The 15,864-nt window shown below is 56.3% G+C and carries 15 protein-coding genes; 9 read left to right on the top strand and 6 right to left on the bottom strand.

All coding sequences use genetic code 11. The features are described from left to right. Nucleotides 1-8 precede the first annotated feature (8 nt). The 8 genes from merR to ACFVYJ_RS10835 all read left to right on the top strand — a co-directional run bounded on the left by merR (nucleotide 9) and on the right by ACFVYJ_RS10835 (nucleotide 8,356). Entirely contained in the window at nucleotides 9-437 is a 429-nt protein-coding gene (gene merR / locus ACFVYJ_RS10800) for an Hg(II)-responsive transcriptional regulator (protein WP_431603795.1), read from the top strand. 198 nt (nucleotides 438-635) lie between these two features. Further along, a complete protein-coding gene (locus ACFVYJ_RS10805) occupies nucleotides 636-980 on the top strand; it encodes a hypothetical protein (protein WP_419414974.1) in 345 nt (114 codons plus the stop codon). A gap of 62 nt (nucleotides 981-1,042) precedes the next feature. Further along, nucleotides 1,043-2,458, top strand: coding sequence for a TolC family protein (locus ACFVYJ_RS10810; protein WP_419414973.1), 1,416 nt, complete (start codon nucleotides 1,043-1,045; stop codon nucleotides 2,456-2,458). Then, entirely contained in the window at nucleotides 2,455-3,501 is a 1,047-nt protein-coding gene (locus ACFVYJ_RS10815; protein WP_348432080.1) for an efflux RND transporter periplasmic adaptor subunit, read from the top strand. Before ACFVYJ_RS10810 ends, ACFVYJ_RS10815 begins: the two co-directional genes overlap by 4 nt. Nucleotides 3,502-3,516: 15 nt before the next feature. Next, nucleotides 3,517-6,618, top strand: coding sequence for an efflux RND transporter permease subunit (locus tag ACFVYJ_RS10820; protein ID WP_419414972.1), 3,102 nt, complete (start codon nucleotides 3,517-3,519; stop codon nucleotides 6,616-6,618). Between the two features lie 15 nt (nucleotides 6,619-6,633). Then, nucleotides 6,634-6,975: a P-II family nitrogen regulator gene (locus ACFVYJ_RS10825; protein ID WP_419414971.1), complete on the top strand. Its 342-nt coding sequence runs from the start codon at nucleotides 6,634-6,636 to the stop codon at nucleotides 6,973-6,975. Nucleotides 6,976-7,143: 168 nt separating this feature from the next. Next, entirely contained in the window at nucleotides 7,144-7,338 is a 195-nt protein-coding gene (locus ACFVYJ_RS10830; RefSeq protein WP_035526224.1) for a DUF6316 family protein, read from the top strand. 109 nt (nucleotides 7,339-7,447) lie between these two features. Then, nucleotides 7,448-8,356 carry a cation diffusion facilitator family transporter gene (locus ACFVYJ_RS10835; protein ID WP_027948657.1) on the top strand — a complete coding sequence of 303 codons (909 nt, stop codon included), beginning with the start codon at nucleotides 7,448-7,450 and terminating at the stop codon, nucleotides 8,354-8,356. 106 nt (nucleotides 8,357-8,462) lie between these two features. Here ACFVYJ_RS10835 and ACFVYJ_RS10840 read toward each other — a convergent pair whose 3' ends face one another. Continuing rightward, the gene (locus tag ACFVYJ_RS10840; RefSeq protein WP_419414970.1) at nucleotides 8,463-9,368 is read right to left on the bottom strand and encodes a cation efflux transmembrane domain-containing protein; all 906 of its coding nucleotides are present in this window, start codon (nucleotides 9,366-9,368) and stop codon (nucleotides 8,463-8,465) included. Between the two features lie 77 nt (nucleotides 9,369-9,445). Here ACFVYJ_RS10840 and cadR point away from each other — a divergent pair, with 77 nt between their 5' ends. After that, the gene (gene cadR, locus ACFVYJ_RS10845) at nucleotides 9,446-9,856 is read left to right on the top strand and encodes a Cd(II)/Pb(II)-responsive transcriptional regulator (RefSeq protein ID WP_419414969.1); all 411 of its coding nucleotides are present in this window, start codon (nucleotides 9,446-9,448) and stop codon (nucleotides 9,854-9,856) included. On the opposite strand, the gene ACFVYJ_RS10850 is transcribed toward cadR, so the two are convergent. From ACFVYJ_RS10850 to ACFVYJ_RS10870, 5 genes are all read right to left on the bottom strand, one after another. Further along, a complete protein-coding gene (locus ACFVYJ_RS10850) occupies nucleotides 9,834-11,732 on the bottom strand; it encodes a cytochrome c/FTR1 family iron permease (protein ID WP_419414968.1) in 1,899 nt (632 codons plus the stop codon). The two genes, cadR and ACFVYJ_RS10850, sit on opposite strands and share 23 nt — an antisense overlap. A gap of 582 nt (nucleotides 11,733-12,314) precedes the next feature. Beyond that, entirely contained in the window at nucleotides 12,315-13,391 is a 1,077-nt protein-coding gene (locus ACFVYJ_RS10855; RefSeq protein ID WP_419414967.1) for an IS5 family transposase, read from the bottom strand. A gap of 187 nt (nucleotides 13,392-13,578) precedes the next feature. Further along, nucleotides 13,579-13,689, bottom strand: coding sequence for a MerR family DNA-binding transcriptional regulator (locus tag ACFVYJ_RS10860; protein WP_231580283.1), 111 nt, complete (start codon nucleotides 13,687-13,689; stop codon nucleotides 13,579-13,581). Next, nucleotides 13,667-15,124: a Cu(+)/Ag(+) sensor histidine kinase gene (locus ACFVYJ_RS10865; protein ID WP_419414966.1), complete on the bottom strand. Its 1,458-nt coding sequence runs from the start codon at nucleotides 15,122-15,124 to the stop codon at nucleotides 13,667-13,669. Before ACFVYJ_RS10865 ends, ACFVYJ_RS10860 begins: the two co-directional genes overlap by 23 nt. Then, the gene (locus ACFVYJ_RS10870; protein WP_419414965.1) at nucleotides 15,111-15,803 is read right to left on the bottom strand and encodes a heavy metal response regulator transcription factor; all 693 of its coding nucleotides are present in this window, start codon (nucleotides 15,801-15,803) and stop codon (nucleotides 15,111-15,113) included. Before ACFVYJ_RS10870 ends, ACFVYJ_RS10865 begins: the two co-directional genes overlap by 14 nt. Nucleotides 15,804-15,864: the final 61 nt, after the last annotated feature.

A 15,864-nucleotide genomic window follows, 5' to 3' on the forward strand; every position in this document is an offset into this window, starting at 1 on the left:
CAAGCATCGTGTCCGGTTCTAAATCCACCTCCATGACCATCGGCAGTCTGGCCAAGGCCGCAGAGATAAACGTCGAAACCATTCGCTACTACCAACGGCTGGGGCTGATGACGGAGCCAAAAAAGCCCTTAGGCGGGATTCGCCGCTACGACGACGTCGCGCTGGCACGGCTTCGATTCATCCGCAGGGCACGATGGCTGGGATTCAGTCTGGAGGAAATCGGAGAACTGCTGAAACTCGAAGACGGCACCCATTGCGACGAGGCCAAAGCACTGGGCGAGCGCAAGCTGGGCAACGTGCGAGACAAGATCCGCAGCCTTCAGCAAATTGAAGGCGTGCTCGACCAACTCGTCGAGGAATGTTGTACGCAGAAGGACAATGTCACCTGCCCGCTGATCGGTTCCCTCCACGAGGGGTTTGATACAGCTACCAAATGATGGAACACATGACAAAAAGATCGTCGCAACTAGTCGGATGCGATGTACAAGGTCCAAACCAAAAAAAACGAGACCAGCCTTTGGGCAACCTACCCCCCCAGCTGGCGAAACTCTATTTCGGACAATGGCCTGAGTTGATCGAACCTTGACTTATGTTAGACTTCGGATCTCCTTCTAACCGAGTCGCTAGATAACCGAATGGCAAAAAACTGGACGCTAATACTGTTTGCGGTATTGATGGTAGTGCAATCACTATCCATCGCCGCTGATGTATTGCCCATCCATTCGGATCACCAACCCCATGAGTTGGCGGATATGTCCGGGGGCGACGGTTCAACCCAAGCGACAGACCCGTCACCGGGATCAGACCACAACACGCCGCCCAGCCATTGCCACTCCTGTCATTGCCATGGCTCTCATATGCTGCTGTCCATGCAGCTGCCCACGCTGCCGACTGCCTCATCCAACCAGGTCACGCTAACCTATACCGTCGATCACCCCTCTCCCCCCATCGCTGCGATCCTCCGTCCGCCCATAGCCTAACCTCACTTTCCGGTCCTCGACCGGCGCCAGGATTTTTCTAAAATCTTTACGTGAGGTAATTCATGTTCATGCTATTCCGTTTGTCCCCGGATTCGGGCCGAAGCCTGATGATCCGGACAACACGCCTGCTAATTTGCGGCGCGCTGGTAAGCTTATCTGGGCTTATCCAGGCCGCTGACCGCGACCCGGCAACACTGACCCTACCCGAGGCCTTCGCACGGGTCCTCAGTGATAACCCCGAATTGGCGATGTATCCCTACGATATTCGCGCGGCCGAGGCGCGGGTTCTCCAGGCCGGGTTCCGACCCAACCCACAGGTCTCTCTCGACGTCGAGAATATCGCCGGTAACGGCGAGTTCTCGGGCACCGACGCCATGGAAACCACCCTGGCGCTTAGCCAGGTCATTGAGATGGGCGGCAAGCGCCCTCTGCGCCGGGATGTCGGCCAGTGGCGTCGCCAAACCGTCGAGCGCGATTACGAACTGGCCCGCCTCGACGCACTGTCGGCGGCGGCCAGCCGCTACCTGGAAGTGGCGCAAACCCAGCGCCTGCTGGCCTTTGCCCGGCAAGTCGTGGACTTTACCAGCACCGCAGAAAAGGTCGCCCAAAGACGGTTTGACGCAGGCAGCGCCAGTCGGGCGGAACTGAGCCGCGCCCGCACGGACTTGATGCAGGCCAAGCTGGCGGTGAGCAATCTCACCGTGCGCCTGGGCAATGCTAAGCGGCGCCTCGCGAGTCTGTGGGGGGAAACCTCGGCGGATTTTGGTGATGTAGAGGCCGAACTCTTCGCGCTAGCGCCGACGCCTGAGTTTGCCAGCGTCCAGCGCCAGCTAGAACAGGCGCCGCAGCTGCAACGGTTTATGACCCTGGAAAGACTGCGTAAGGCCGAACTGGACCTGGCCATTGCCCGGGGCCGACAGGACATCGAAGTCGGCGCGGGTATCAGGCGGGTCGAAGGCACCGGCGATACGGGTGTGGTTTTTTCGTTTTCCATGCCTCTTGGCGTCTCTAACCGCAACCAGGGCGACATCAGGGCCGCGCGGGAGGATCTGGCGAAACTGGATCTCGAAGAGAAAGCCACCCGGGTGAAGGTTTTTACGGAACTGCGCAATGCCTTCGCCCAACTGGAACAGGCTCGCGAGCGGGTTACCCTGTTACGTGAGCAGATACTGCCCGAGGCACAGCAGGCACTGGCGCTGATTCAGGAAGGCTACGGCGACGGGCGTTTTTCCTATCTGGAACTGGTGGAAGCCCGGCGCCAGTTGCTGTCCTTCGAAACCGAGGCGGTTGCCGCCGCCACCGATTTTCACCAAACCCTTATCACCCTGGAGACCTTGACCGGCCAGCCGCTTACCGGGGAGCGCCTATCACTCTACCCCACCGACGGGGCCAATGATTTCCGGTCCAATCTGCGTCTGCCCACACTGGACAGCATCGATGATGAAGGGTCTCTTTCGCCACAGGATGAATCACAATGAACAAGTTACTGAATTATTTAATGAGCGGCTTGCTGCTTGCTGCCATGGCATCTCAAAGCGCAATCGCCGCCCCATCGGATCAAGCCGCTCACACCGAAGAAGGGGCTCAGCACGCAGATGAAAAGCACCACTCGGAAGAGGAACATGCCGGGGAAGATCACGCTGAAGATGAAGGCGACCATGCCGAAGAAGCCGGTCATGAAGGCCATGAAGACGAAGAGCCCGAGCTGACTTTTAGCGCCGACCTGCTACGGGACTTTGGTGGTGAAATCGCCACTGCTGAAGCCGGTGTGATTCGCCAACAGGTCTCGCTGCCCGGCGAGGTGAAACTCAACGAGGAGGCCGTGGCCCATATCACGCCCCGCTTTGCGGCAAAGATCGTCGAGGTACAGGCAAAAACCGGTGACCGGGTCAAGGCCGGCGATGTGCTCGCCGTGGCCGAGAGTTCCGAGACACTGTCCCGCTTTCAGCTGAAATCCCTGATCGACGGCGTGGTTATCAAACGCCACGTCACCCTGGGAGAACACCTGGCGCCCGACGATACCGCTTTTGTCGTCGCGAACCTGTCCACCCTGTGGGTGGATATTGCCCTCTATCCCAAGCAGGTGCCGCTGGTAAAAACCGGACAGCCGGTGCGAATCACCACCAGCCATGGCCCCGCACCCGTGGAGACCAGCCTGGACTATGTGGCGCCGCTGGTAGACGAGGCCACCCGCACAGGCCTGGCGCGGGTCTTCCTGGCCAATCCTGACAATGACTGGAAGCCGGGGATGTTCATTGAAGGCCAAATTACTCTGGGTGAATTTCCCGCCGCGGTCGTGGCACCCAGGACCGCCGTTATCGACCTGGAGGGCCAACCCACAATATTCGTTCAGCACGACGGCAGCTGGGAACCCCGTCCGGCCAAGCTCGGTCGCGGTGACAGCGACGCGGTGGAGATATTGGCGGGCCTCGACGCGGGTGAACGCTATGTGGCCAAAGGCGGATTCGTGCTCAAGGCCCAGCTGCAAAAAAGCGAATTCGAATCCGGTCACAACCACTAATCGCGGGAGCACAGTATGCAAACTCTTATTCGTTTTGCGCTGGAGAACCGACTGTTAGTGGTCGTGATCTCTCTGGCGATGCTTATCGGCGGTTACTTCGCCTATCGCACCCTGCCGGTTGACGCCTACCCGGATATTTCACCGGCGTTGGTGCAGGTCTTTGTGGAAACCGAAGGCCTGGCGCCGGAGGAGGTGGAGAAATACGTCACCTACCCCATCGAAAGCGCCATGAATGGCCTACCGCAACTGGATCACGTGCGGTCGATCTCCAACTTCGGCTTGTCGGTGGTCAATATCTACTTCGAGGATGGCACCGATATTTACTTTGCCCGCCAGCTGGTGGGGGAACGACTACAGGTGGCCCGGGAGGCTATTCCCGACGGTTTCGGCGAACCGGTGATGGGCCCCATCACGACAGGACTCGGCCAGATTCTGTTCTACGTGCTGGAGGATACCAGCGGGCAATACAGCAACACCGAGCTGCGGGAAATTCAGGACTGGATCGTCAAGTTCAACCTACAGACGGTAAAAGGCGTTACGGAAGTCCTCTCCATCGGCGGTGAGGTCAAGCAGTTCCAGGTGCGTATCGACCCCGACGCACTGATCCGCTACGACGTATCGCTGCCCGACATCAAGGAGCGCATCGAGGCCAACAATGCCAACGCCGGGGCGCAGTTCATCGTCAAAAACGATGAGGAGTACATCGTCCGCTCCGTGGGTCTGGCCACGGATCTTGAAGCCCTGCGCAATATCGTGGTGAAAACCATCGACGGCACACCCGTTTACCTGCACCAGCTGGGCGAGCTGGACATCGGCGGCGAAATCCGCCGCGGCCTCACCACCAAGGACGGCGAAGGTGAAGTGGTCGTGGGCATGGTATTGAAGCTGATCGGCAGCAATACCTCCCAGGTGATCGGCGCCGTTAAGCAGGAACTAGCCACCATCAATGCCAACCTGCCCGAAGGCGTCGAGGTGCAGCCCTATTACGACCAGGCGACATTGGTCAAGGCAGCGGTGAGCACGGTGATCAACGCCCTGTTGCAGGGGATTATTCTGGTGGCCCTGGTGCTGTTGGCTTTTATGGGCGGCCTGCGGCCCAGCCTGGTGGTGGCGCTGTCGATTCCGTTCTCCGTCGGCTTCACCTTCCTCGCCATGAAATTCTTCGATATCTCCGCCAACCTGATGTCGCTGGGCGGGATTGCCATCGCCATCGGCATGATGGTGGATGGCGCGGTGGTCGTGGTGGAGAACATCGACCGGATGTTGCGGGAATCCTCCCCGGACGAATCACGCCTGCACCTGGTGGCGCGGGCCTGTCAGTCAGTGGCGCGCCCGATTCTGTTTGCCATCAGCATTATCATCATTGTGTTCCTGCCGCTGTTCACCTTGCAGGGGGTGGAAGGGGCGACCTTCCGGCCACTGGCCTATACCGTAGCCGTGGCCATGCTTGGCTCGCTGTTCTTTGCCCTGATTGTGGCACCGGTGGCCTCCTCCCTGTTGATGAAGCGGCCGGACGCAGACCCCGACAAACCCCGCAAGGACATTGTCAGTTTACTGCTGAAAGGCTACCAACCTCTGGTTCAGGCCATAGTCGCGCGCCGCTGGATTGCCGTGACCCTGGCGGCAGTGGTTCTGCTCATTGGCGTTGCCGTCGCGCCGCGGCTGGGCTCGGAGTTTGTGCCGCGTTTCAATGAAGGGGATCTGCTGATCCGCGCCACCATGGCGCCGTCCATCTCGCTGGAAAAAGCCGAGACGACCATTGGCGTATTCGAGCGGCAATTGATGGCAGCGTTTCCGGAGGTCACCCAAGTGGTGTCGCGCATTGGTCGGGGTGAAGTCGGCGCCCATGCCGATCCGGTGAATAACGCGGAGATTTTCGTCGCCCTTAAGCCCCAGGATCAATGGCAGAGCGCGGAGACGCTGGATGGCTTGTATGCGGCCATGAGTGAAAAATTCGCGGATTTCCCCGGCGCGCAATTCAACTTCACCCAACCGATCGCCGCCGCCGTGGATGAATTGCTCACCGGTACCAAGGCCGAACTGGCCGCCAAGCTGTTTGGCGATGACCTGGATGTGCTGGTGGAGAAAGCACAGGCTATAGAAAAGGTGATGCGCACCGTGCAGGGCGCCCAGGACGTGCAGCGCGACCAAATCGGCGGTACGCCGCAGCTGCGCATTTCGTTGAACCGGGAGGCCATTGCCCGTTACGGCCTCAATGTCAGCGATGTGCAACGCACCCTGAGCGTGGCCGTGGGCGGCAGCGAGGCCGGACAGGTGTTCGAGGGCATCCGCCGCTTTGATATCTATGTGCGCCTTGAAGAACCCGCGCGCAACCGGGCCGATGTCATCGGGCAGCTCATTATCAAGAACGCCGCCGGGCAGCGCATTCCCCTGGAGGAACTGGCTGCCATCGAGGAGGTGGTGGGGCCGCGCCAGATCACCCGGGAAAACAATCAGCGCTTTATCACCATCCAGACCAACGTTCGCGACCGGGACATCGGTTCCTTCGTGGCCGAGGCCGATGCCGCCATTGCACAGCAAGTGGATTTGCCGCCGGGCTATTTTCTCAAATGGGGCGGGCAGTTCGAACTTCAACAACAGGCCAACAAGCGCCTGATGATCGTGGTGCCAATTACCCTGGCGCTGGTGTTCCTGATGCTGTTCGTCAACTTCGGATCACTGCGCAACGCCCTGCTGATCATGCTCAATATTCCATTGGCGCTGGTGGGCGGCATTGTCGCCCTGTGGCTAAGTGGCCAGAGCCTCTCGGTGCCGGCCTCGGTGGGATTTATCGCCCTGTTTGGCATCGCTCTGGAAAATGGTCTGGTGCTGGTGAGTTACCTGAATGAACTGGTCAAGGACGGGGTGTCCATTGCCGAGGCCAGTGTCCGGGCGGCTTGTGCAAGGCTGCGTGCGGTAATCATGACCGCCGTCACCACCGCACTGGGGCTGTTCCCGCTGTTGTTCGCCACCGGCACCGGCAGCGAGGTGCAGCGGCCACTGGCCACCGTTGTGGTCGGCGGCCTGGTCACCGCCACCATACTGACCCTATTGGTTATACCCGCACTGTATCACTGGTTTGCTGACAAGCCCGCTGATATGAGCGAATCCCATTAACCTGGAGTGACTGTCATGCAAGAGATCAAAGCCTATATCAAACACCGCAAACTGGAAGCCGTGACCCTGGCCCTGCACCGCGTGCAGGGCGTCACCGGCATGAGCGTCGCCCACGTTGTCGGCTTTGGCCGCAGCAAAGTCAATACCAGCGCTGCCAACCCAATCGAGGGCGCGGGGGATTTTGTCAAGCACGTGAAAGTGGAAATCGTCTGTCACGATCAGTACGTGGACGAGGTCGTACGGGTACTGAAAAGCGAGGCGCATACCGGACTGCGCGGCGATGGTCGTATTTTTATCAGCGATGTCAATCGTGCAATCCGGATTGAAGACGGTGCCGAGGACGATACGGTTGTCTGAGAAAAAAACCCGCCCTCTTCAGGCGAGCGGGGGTTCCATTTCAGCTTTCGCTCCCTCTGCGCCTGATGATTCATCTCCAACAGGAGCTGTGGCTCATGACCTTGTACAGTCAGTTCAAGCCGTTTTGGATGGCTTTACTGTGCAGGGTTATGACGACAGGACAAGATTATGAGTGATCCACCCAAGCAACGAAAAGATGACCCGAAGGAAGCTCCACACTTTCGAACACATCGTATCCACGCCATCAACAGTGACTGGTATTTTTTAACCCGTGAAGGTCAAAATATCGGGCCATTCCCGAACAAAAAAGCGGCCGAAGACAGCCTTGCGGAATTCCTGAAAACTGTCAAAAAGGATGAGTAGCCAATGGCCCAAAATCCACAAAGTCGCCAAGGCACAGGCGACCAGGCACAGAGTAAGCCGAATACAGCAGATGCTTTTTTATACATAGACACCAAACGTGGTTAACCAAATGAGCCACGACCATGTGCATATGGCCCCCGAGATCAAGGATAAACGCGTTGCCATCGCCATCTGGGCGAACGGGATCCTGACCCTGGCTCAGATTGGGGGCGGTATCTTTGCCGGCAGTCTCGCCCTTATCGCCGACGCTTTACATAACTTCTCTGACATGGCATCACTCGTCATCGCGTTCTTAGCGCAAAAAATTGCGCGCCGCCCGGCTGACGCAAGGATGACCTTTGGCTACGGACGCATTGAAATCGTTGCAGCCCTCATCAATTACACTACCTTGATCATTATCGGGTTCTACCTGATTTACGAAGGTGGCATGCGGATAATCGATCCTCCAGAGGTAAAGGGCTGGTGGGTCGTCGGGCTTGGAGGTATCGCTCTGGCCGTGGACGCCTTGACAGCGTTGCTTACCTATTCGATGCAGAAAGACAGCATCAATATCCGCGCACTGTTTCTTCACAATCTGTCGGATGCACTGGCGTCGGTCGCCGTGGTCATTGGCGGAACCCTTATTTTACTCTTCGACATGCGCTGGGTTGATCCTGCCATCACCATCGGCATCGCGGGCTACATTCTCTACCTGGGTCTGACAGAAATCGGCGGTACCATCAGAACACTCATGTTGGGTAGCCCGGTGGACATCGATACCGATGCCGTCATTGTTGCCCTGTCCAACATCGAAGGCGTTATCGACCTTCACCATGTGCATTTTTGGCAGATGGGCGAACACGATGCCTCGCTGGAGGCTCATGTGATTATCGAGGAAAGTGCATGGGATCAGCTTGAGAATATCAAGTACAGGATAAAACAGGCTCTGGCGCAGGAATTCAACATACGTCATTCGACACTGGAATTCGAACACCCGGACCACATGCACAAGAATGCCCACACCTATGGGCACGGTTGACAGAAAATTCTCCATAAGCATCGGCGAGAGCGGCGACTATTTTAATAGGCCGCCCAGGCGCGGAATTTTGCCGACATGAATCCGAGCAGCGAGAAAGGACCAGAGACTAATAGCGCAGTTGCAGAATACGCCGGGCGCCATTCAGCACAATCAGCCCGATGATCAGACCAATGACCAGGTCGGGATAACGGGAGCCCGTCCAGGCGACCAATACACCGGCGACGATAACCCCCACATTGGCGATGACATCATTAGCGGAAAAGATCCAACTTGCTTTCATGTGTGCACCGCCGTGCCGGTTTTTTGCGATAAGCACCAGACACCAGACGTTGGCCGCCAGGGCCACAAGACCAAAACCCATCATTAACGCGGATACAGGTTCGCTGCCGAAGACAAATCGCCGCCCGACTTCAGCCAGGACTCCCAGCGCCAGAATCAACTGCAGCCAACCGGAAAAATGCGCCGCGCGCAGCTTCATCCGCACACTGTGTCCAACGGCATACAGTGCCACGCCGTAGACGGCGGCATCAGCAAACATGTCCAAAGAATCCGCGATCAAGCCAGTGGATTGCGCCAGCCAGCCTACTGTCAGTTCAACCACGAACATAACGCCGTTGATGGCCAGCAACCACTTCAGTATACCGGCTTCGACCTGGGCGGTTGCCTCTTCCTTCTCCCTGGCCAGGACTAAATCCTCTTCCCCCACCGGGGTGGTTTTTTCGAGCGTGGCACCCAGCCCCAGGGAGCGCATCCTCTCCTCGATGGCAGCCCCATTGTCGCCATGGAATACCCGCACCTTCCGATTCGGTGTATCGAACTCCAGTAAAACCCGGGGCTCAATACTGTCCAAGGCCATGCGGATCATCCCCTCTTCCGACGGGCAGTCCATTTTTGGTACCCGGTAGTCACTGACATAGCCATGTTGAAAAGCCGTATCAGTATTCGCTATCCCAGAGGCGGGGACATTGGCAACCTTCGCGCTCTGGCAGCCGTCATTGCACGGGTCAGACATTGAAAAAGCCCTTGAGGATGTACAGACGGTCACTATAAACTCTATAACAACTATAGAGTCAATCGGAATATTGAGAGATGATAAAAATCGGCGAACTGTCGAAAGTGACTGGCTGCTCCGTGCAAACCATCCGGCATTATGAAAAGGAACAATTGATTGCCTCCGCAGAACGCAGTGAAGGTAATTTTCGCCTGTACGATGAAGTTGCCGTTGAGCAATTATTGTTTATCAAGCACTGCCGCAGCCTGGATCTCAGTTTGCCGGAGATCCGGCAATTATTGGGATTAAGCCGTTCCCCCGGCGCACAATGTGGTGACGTGAATCGGATGATGGATAGGCATATCGAGCAGGTAGAGGCGCGTATCCAGGAGCTCACCAAGCTGAACGAGCAACTGAGAATGCTGCGCCGCAGCTGTTCAAACCTTCGGACAGTGGAGCAGTGCGGCATATTGCGGAATTTGTCGGCTACTCCGGTTTCGAGCGGCTGACACCCGGTTCCAAAAACTCTCCTGAACGTTCTGCAACAGGGGCATTTTTCCGCTGCCTTCTCGCCAGCCCCAGAAAGACTAGGAAAACCACCAGTACCGACAATTGCGCCATGATCCCCTGCCAGGTGGATTTGACGCCGACCCAATCGAATTCAAAACTGACAGGCAATGGGGTAATACCGATAAGATCCGCTTCCTGAAGTGCCGACATCGCCTTACCCATGAGGATAAACGCCAGGGCCAGCAACAGGTAGGTGGTGACGGAAAAGAATCTGGCAATGGGTAATTTCACTGAGTAACGCACCAGCAACCAGGCCAATACGGCCAAGAAAGCAGTACCGGCTACAAAGCCGCTGAATACGGATGAATATTGAGCGGCTGCAGCCTGGGTCAGCAGCGCCTGATAAAACAAGACCGTTTCAAAGACTTCACGATAAACCGCAATAAATGCCAGCAGCGCAAGACCCCACAGGGTACCCGCAGTCAGGTGGGAGTTGATGTGCTGCTGGATATAGGCCTGCCACTGGGCAGCATGGGTTTTACTGTGCATCCAGATGCCGACATAGAGCAACACGACCGCCGCCAAAAGGGCAGCAACCCCTTCCATGACTTCGCGGCTGGCGCCGCTGATACTCACCAGGGACTGCGCGGCAGCCCAGGTCGCAACACCGGCCACCAATGCCGTTACCCAACCCAAATGCACATACCGAAGTCCATCACGCCGACCGGTTCGCACCAGCACAGTCACCAGGGCAATCACCACGAGCAGGGCTTCGAGCCCCTCCCGCAACAGAATAACCAAGCTGGCACTGAACAGGGTCGCATCGGACAAGGTAGATTCCGAAAGCAATCGATCCGCATCATCCAACCTTGCCAGCGTCCGGCTCACAGCGCTTTCCATCTCACCCGGGGACTGTGCCTGCTTCAATAATTGCCTTATCGCCATCATATCGGCTTCGAGCGTCTGGCGAAGTGCTTTATCCTGCGCATCCAGGCTGTTTTCGACCAATTCAAAGCCATCCAGATAAGCACTGACCGCCAGTGCTTGTGCTGTCTGATAATCGCCGCGCTGGTGCGCCTCTTGTGCTAGCAGCAGTTGGTCGCGGGTGATTTTCAGAGGATTGGTCGTTTCCTGGAATAACAGTTCTGGCTTTGCGCGCAACCGTTCGATCGCCTGCTGCGTCATCTCCGGATGTTCAGCAGCGAGTTGCACCGGCGTGTGGTTAACCATCTGTGACAAGGTGACGCTGGGTGCCTCGCCTGTAACTTCAGAGCCGGATTGAAATGCCAATCCGCCGACATGGAACGCCAGCGACCAGCGTTCCTCTTCCGTCAGTTGGGTAAATGCCGGCATTGCGGTATCGTCTATGCCATTGGAGATGGCGTCGTACAGGCCCAGAAGTGACCGGTTCAAGGCTCGCTCTTTACTGGTGAAATCGGTTGGAGCGGGCTCCAGCTGTTCGGCCATCACACCATCGCCCCCACCAGCTGCGCCATGGCAAGAAGCGCATTGGCTCTCATACAACCCTTTGACAGTAGCTTTGGACAACAGGCGATCCGGTAAGGACGACTGAGGCATCAGTGCCAACAACGTACCCCGCAGGCTGCCGCTCATTTGCCGAATTGTTTCAATAGCCTGTTTGTTCTGGATGGCTTCCTGTAAAGCCTTGGCCTGATCTGTCAGGTCGCCAGCGTCGGCTGATTTATCCTGAATCTCAGAAATATTCGTCACAATGAGCTGGGAGAACTCCAGCATTTCCTGATATTCACCGTCATTGACCACATGGCCATCTTTGACGGCTTCCACGTAATCCACAGCAATGTATTCGGCCAGCTGTGCCAATTGACGCATCTGAGCCCAGCCGTCATCACTCATCTCGGCCTGACTAGTCGCTGGAAGCAAACACGATAAGCCCAGCAGCAGTACTGAGACATTCAAAACAAATTGCTTCGGGCTTATAAAACGGTATATCCAGTGCGCCTGCATTAACGAGATCTCTACTTGGCTTGTTGCTAATGATAATTAATCTCAATTCTAATGCCTATGGTAGCTATAGAGTCAAGTGTGTGACTGGTTTGTTGGCATTCCTGACAACACGGCTCCTGTCGGCACACGGGATATCCTTCTGCCTCCATTGAGCTGCTCTCATAACCAGTCGTACCCGCAGTCCGGGGCCGTGCAGAATGGCATTACGGTGCGTATCTTCTGTCGGAGCAACCTCACGCATCGCACTCCTCTTGCGTTTGTACATTGGACTGGTTGAGATACACCAGCATGATCATCCTGATCTTCACGGCGACCCCGGACAATGCGATTCTCTAGCAGGCTGTTGATTTTCTATCAGCTTCAAGCGCCAATAGCATTTGGAACTGAATTTTCGGGGCTAAATCGAACTTTTTGGCATTTTTTTGAGCATTTCTAGGCCAATCTCAGGGTGTTTTCCGTCATTTAGACGGACTACCCCTGTAACGTCCTCATGCGGGTCAGGTTCCAGCCAATCATGGTCATCATGAACACGCTGTTTACCTTCTCCAAACCACGGCATTTCACCTGCCGGATCAAGCCCACCGTCTTGCCCCAACCAAAAGGCTCTTCGACTCGTTTCCTGTTTCGCTGGCTAACGTGATAGCCGTCATGTCGACTGGTTCGACCATCTATCGCCGAACCGCCTGGCCGATTATCATTCCTGGCTACATGCGGGGTGACTTTCAGTCCGCGACAGCGTTTAACGAAGTCTGCGGTGTCATAGTTCTTGTCAGCTCCCACCGTGCGCTTTTTCCTGCCAGGCAGTGTCGTCAGTAAATCCAGTGCGATGTCCCGTTCCGCTGTGCCCGTTGCCTCACTGGCTGCGGCTTTCACAATCAAGCCGTGGCGATTCTCCATCACCGTGTGTCCCATATACGAGAGTCGTGCTTCTTTGCCGGGACCCTTCCTGGCCATGCGAGCATCCCCGTCTGTTTTTGATTCATGGGTCGCATTGCTGCGCTTTTCCCCGTGAAAATTCGCTTCCCGGTTTCGACCGCCTCCCGACGGTGGCTGGTCATCATCCTTACGACGGTAACTCTTTTGTGGCGCCCAGGCCTGGATCAAGGTGCCGTCGACACTGAAGTGTTCATCCGACAACAAGTCTCGCTTTCTCGCCAGCGCCACCACTTCCTCAAATAGCTCACCGACAACATTGTGCTCCAGCAATCGATCCCGGTTGATACTGAACACCGAGTGATTCCAAACAGTATCGTCTATCGTCAATCCGACAAACCAGCGATACAGAAGATTGTAGTTAATCTGTTCTACCAACTGCCGCTCACTGCGGATACTGTAAAGCACCTGAAGCAACTGTGCCCGGATCAAACGCTCTGGAGGAATGGACTCTCTACCTGTTTCGGCATAAATGCTACTGAACAGCCAGTTCAACTCTTTCATCGCCTCATCAAGCATTGCCTTGATGGGGCGTAGCGGATGATCTTTAGGGACGAATGACTCCAATTGAATCGTCGTAAAAAGAGCTTCTTGAAAAATATCTACTCCGCGCACTGAACCAATATCCTCAATGGTTTATCGTTGGCTCTATTGTATCTAACCCAGCAAGCCCGGGGGAGAAAATCAACAGCCTGCTAGGCGCCAACAGATTATCGATTTCTTACAAAGTGGATCCTAGCTCTTGGGCTCATTTCATGAAGAAGACCCGCTTCAGAGTGGCTTTTGGGTTGGTGCGGTATCCTTAAGCTGGCTTTAGCGGCTGTTCGATAAGCCCGAGGCGTTCGTAATAACGAATAGTTTCGACACTGACCCGAGCTGCTTGTGCCAGTTTACCGATGGTCAATTGACTCATCACTTTCTCCCGTAGCACTCACCTCTACATCAGCCATGCTGGGTAAACTGATCGTGAAGCGCGTGACGCCGCGTTCGGAGATCACCGCGATGTTTCCTTCATGGGCCTCGACTATGGACTTGACGATAGCCAGCCCCAAACCAGCGCCTTCGCTTTGACGTTGTCGGGAGGGATCGATCCGGTAAAAGCGGTCGAAAATCCTGGGCAAATGCTCGGCTGGAATTGCCGGCCCCGGATTCTGTACGCTGAGTAACGCCCTACTCTCGCCCGATGAATCCAGCCGGATCAGTACACTTGCCCCCACTGGTGTGTGGCGTAGGGCATTGGACAGCAGGTTGGATAACGCGCGCCTCAGCATGGCGCGGTCACCCTGTATGATCGGCGCCTTTCCCTCCAATACCAATTCGATGTGTTTTTCCTCCGCCAGCGCCTCGAAAAAATCGAACAGCTCGCGCACTTCACGAGCCAGATCCAGCGGTTCCCAGACAGGCTTGAGCAGGCCGTGTTCGCTCTGGGCCAGCCAGAGCATGTCATTAACCATTTTGGTCAGGCGCTCCTGTTCTTCCAGGTTTGAATATAACAGTTCGCGATATTCTTCCAGGCTTCTGGACTTACCCAAACCCACCTGGGTCTGGGTGATCAGGTTGGTTAGCGGTGTGCGCAATTCATGGGCGATATCAGCAGAGAAATGAGAAAGTCGAACAAAACTGTCCTCCAATCGCCCAATCATATGGTTGAACGAATCAACCAGCGTTTTCAGCTCCCCCGGCACGGTATCGGGATCAAGACGCACATGCAGCCGATCAGCCTGGACATTACCCATAGACTCACTGAGAGTACGTATTGGGGCATGCCCCTGATGCACGCCATACCAGGCCGCCAGGAGAGTGATGGCCCCTGCCGCCACCATGATCATCCACAAACTGCGACGAAAATTTTCCAGAAAGTGGATGTGGGAATCCATATCGATGACAGCAATGATGCGATAGTCCTGACCACCGATACGAGCTTGGGTGGCAGTGCCACGGTAGGTTTTGCCATCAGATCGCCAGGTGTAAAGATTGTCTACCTGGATGCGGGCCACAGGGGCATAGGTGTTCGCCTGTGGCAAAGATCCGGTGTCCACGGAACTATAGACCAAACGTCCAGCATCCTCCCAAACCTGAAAATAGACGCCATGATGACCAGAAACAGCTCGCGCAAGGGTGTGCTCCCGTGTCGATTCCTGATCCTTCGCCGTTTGCAGGGCCTTCTCAACAGCACGAGTAATCACCACCAATTCGTCGGCATCCTGTTCAGCAAAATGGCGCTCCACCTCCTTTTGCACCAAATGGCCGATCATCAGCAAGCTCAAACCGATAGCGACCGCGACAAACAACATCACACGGCTATTGAGTGACAGTGGTCGTCTCCGGGCGAGGCTAACTTTCGTCATGGTCGTCTTCAACCTCCAGCTTGTAACCCATACCGCGCACGGTGTGAATCAGCTTGGGCTCAAAATCGTCATCGATTTTTGCTCTTAGGCGCCGTATGGCCACATCAATCACATTGGTGTCGGAATCGAAGTTCATGTCCCATACCTGGGAGGCGATCAAGGAGCGCGGTAATACTTCACCCTGCCGCCGGACCAACAGTTCCAGCAGGCAAAACTCCTTGTGGCTGAGATTGATCCTGCGACCGGCGCGCGTGGCCCGGTGCCGCGGCAAATCCAGGGTGAGGTCGGCGACTCTGATCTGATCCGTCATCACCGGCACCGCACTGCGGCGCAACAGAGTGCGCACCCGGGCCAGCAGTTCCGCAAAAGCGAAGGGCTTGACCAGGTAATCATCAGCCCCCAATTCAAGGCCTTTAACGCGGTCATCCACGCTGTCGCGGGCGGTCAGGAACAGCACTGGTGTCTGACGGCCAGCCTCGCGCAACGACTGCACGATTCGCCAGCCGTCAACATCCGGCAGCATGACGTCCAGCACCAGCAAATCAAAGGTCTCGGTCATCGCCAAATGATGGCCGTCGAGGCCATTGCGCACCAGCGTGACCAGAAAGCCCGCCTCGGTCAGTCCCTGCTGTAAATAATCGCCGGTCTTGATTTCGTCTTCGACCACCAATAGCCGCATCGTTGCACTGCTCCGTATGTTCAGAATGGGTTTGGAAACAGCCTAAACCTGGCTAACCCAC

This window comes from Pontibacter sp. JAM-7 (assembly GCF_048548695.2).
GTDB lineage: Bacteria > Pseudomonadota > Gammaproteobacteria > Pseudomonadales > Balneatricaceae > Neptuniibacter.

What these genes read in the sequence shown, in the direction of transcription:
- ACFVYJ_RS10805 (WP_419414974.1), top strand. Translation starts at nt 636, where the DNA reads ATGGCAAAAAACTGGACGCTAATACTGTTTGCGGTATTGATGGTAGTG.
- ACFVYJ_RS10810 (WP_419414973.1), top strand. Translation starts at nt 1,043, where the DNA reads ATGTTCATGCTATTCCGTTTGTCCCCGGATTCGGGCCGAAGCCTGATG.
- ACFVYJ_RS10815 (WP_348432080.1), top strand. Translation starts at nt 2,455, where the DNA reads ATGAACAAGTTACTGAATTATTTAATGAGCGGCTTGCTGCTTGCTGCC.
- ACFVYJ_RS10820 (WP_419414972.1), top strand. Translation starts at nt 3,517, where the DNA reads ATGCAAACTCTTATTCGTTTTGCGCTGGAGAACCGACTGTTAGTGGTC.
- ACFVYJ_RS10825 (WP_419414971.1), top strand. Translation starts at nt 6,634, where the DNA reads ATGCAAGAGATCAAAGCCTATATCAAACACCGCAAACTGGAAGCCGTG.
- ACFVYJ_RS10830 (WP_035526224.1), top strand. Translation starts at nt 7,144, where the DNA reads ATGAGTGATCCACCCAAGCAACGAAAAGATGACCCGAAGGAAGCTCCA.
- ACFVYJ_RS10835 (WP_027948657.1), top strand. Translation starts at nt 7,448, where the DNA reads ATGAGCCACGACCATGTGCATATGGCCCCCGAGATCAAGGATAAACGC.
- ACFVYJ_RS10840 (WP_419414970.1), bottom strand. Translation starts at nt 9,368, where the DNA reads ATGTCTGACCCGTGCAATGACGGCTGCCAGAGCGCGAAGGTTGCCAAT.
- cadR (WP_419414969.1), top strand. Translation starts at nt 9,446, where the DNA reads ATGATAAAAATCGGCGAACTGTCGAAAGTGACTGGCTGCTCCGTGCAA.
- ACFVYJ_RS10850 (WP_419414968.1), bottom strand. Translation starts at nt 11,732, where the DNA reads ATGAGTGATGACGGCTGGGCTCAGATGCGTCAATTGGCACAGCTGGCC.
- ACFVYJ_RS10860 (WP_231580283.1), bottom strand. Translation starts at nt 13,689, where the DNA reads ATGAGTCAATTGACCATCGGTAAACTGGCACAAGCAGCTCGGGTCAGT.
- ACFVYJ_RS10865 (WP_419414966.1), bottom strand. Translation starts at nt 15,124, where the DNA reads ATGACGAAAGTTAGCCTCGCCCGGAGACGACCACTGTCACTCAATAGC.
- ACFVYJ_RS10870 (WP_419414965.1), bottom strand. Translation starts at nt 15,803, where the DNA reads ATGCGGCTATTGGTGGTCGAAGACGAAATCAAGACCGGCGATTATTTA.